Here is a 1,289-nt window from a genome sequence, read left to right as displayed (position 1 = left end):
ACCAACTCCAGCGTAACCGCAAGCGCATTGAGCTGATCAACGAAACTGCCCGTCGCGAAGCCCTGATTGCACCAATTCTGTTTGAAGTAGTCGATCTAACTAATCACCGCATTTACATTGAATATTCCATTGCCGTTAGCGAACACCTGCGGGGAACTTTAGATTATTACATTGCTAACCATAACCTGATTGTGATCGAAGCCAAACAATCTGATCTGGTACGGGGCTTCACTCAACTGGCGGTGGAGTTGGTTGCCCTTGATCAGTGGATCGAGTCTGACCAGAGAATTTTGTATGGCATTGTTACCACCGGAGAAGACTGGCGTTTCGGTACTTTTAATCGCCTTGAACGTTCCATACAACAAGACCCCAAGCGCTACATCGTCCCAGAAGAGTTAACCCAGTTGCTGGAAATTTTAGTCGGGATTATGACTTGAAACCATAGCTGAATGCTTACTATGAAATGCACCCCCTAAGAATTACGTTTTATGGTAACTTAATAAATCCGGCTTGTACAAAATGTTGGTCAAATGTTAAAGCAACATTAATTTTTAGCTTGTTCATCACCACAAAAGATAGGCAATCTGTTAACGAATATGATTTATCTTGATATTTCTGAAAATAGTCCCATCCTTCTAAAAAAAGAACTTCATTAACCTGAATCAAATCTACTACAGAGCTGGTTAGTAAACGTTTTCCTATCTCCACCGCTTTACTATGAAGATAACGACTATTTAAGAAGGTTACCACTTCATCAAAAACATAAGACGTTGTAACTAATTTTAAAGTCTTTCTGTCTAAACTTTGCCAATGATTTAACGTGATTTGGTGATTTTGGTCATCAGCCAATTCTAAAGCTATAAGATAGCTTGTGTCTAAAAACAAGCAATTCATTATTAATAGTTATATAAATACTGATCAATAGATGTAGAAGCATCACTGACTCCACCCACAACTGGATTATCTCCGAGTCCCCAAATGGGATCATCTACATCATTGTTATTTTCTGGTAGCTGTTGATTTTGTTGCTGTAATTGTTTAAGTTTAACAATTTCATGATGTAAGGCTAACACAACTAATTCCTCAAGATTATTGACTAGTCCTGTTTGAATTAGTTCTTCTGTAGTTTTCAGCAAATCTATTGGTAAATTTAATGTGATTTGATTGACGTTTTCCATGGATAGTATTGTTTTGATGAGATGAGAGGCTTACTTATGATTAATTTAGGTTATATATAGTCTAGCTTAGTTAGCAAAACTAAACTTGCCCATGATTAAGCTAACATTAGA

At 37.1% G+C, this 1,289-nt stretch carries 3 protein-coding genes; 1 reads left to right on the top strand and 2 read right to left on the bottom strand.

Annotated features, from left to right (window positions below):
* Nucleotides 1-437 (top strand): hypothetical protein (locus F6K37_RS42985; protein WP_287257293.1); only part of this gene is annotated, 437 nt, incomplete at its 5' end.
* Nucleotides 438-486: 49 nt separating this feature from the next.
* Here F6K37_RS42985 and F6K37_RS42980 read toward each other — a convergent pair.
* Complete coding sequence (locus F6K37_RS42980; protein ID WP_287257292.1) at nucleotides 487-894, bottom strand: type II toxin-antitoxin system VapC family toxin; 408 nt, start codon at nucleotides 892-894, stop codon at nucleotides 487-489.
* A 2-nt stretch (nucleotides 895-896) separates the two neighbouring features.
* Nucleotides 897-1,178 (bottom strand): hypothetical protein, encoded by a 282-nt coding sequence (locus F6K37_RS42975; protein WP_287257291.1) that lies wholly within the window; start codon nucleotides 1,176-1,178, stop codon nucleotides 897-899.
* Between the last annotated feature and the right edge of the window lie 111 nt (nucleotides 1,179-1,289).

It is taken from the genome of Moorena sp. SIO4E2 (genome assembly GCF_010671945.1).
Lineage (GTDB): Bacteria > Cyanobacteriota > Cyanobacteriia > Cyanobacteriales > Coleofasciculaceae > Moorena > Moorena producens.
This window is presented reverse-complemented; position numbering and strand designations above follow the sequence as displayed.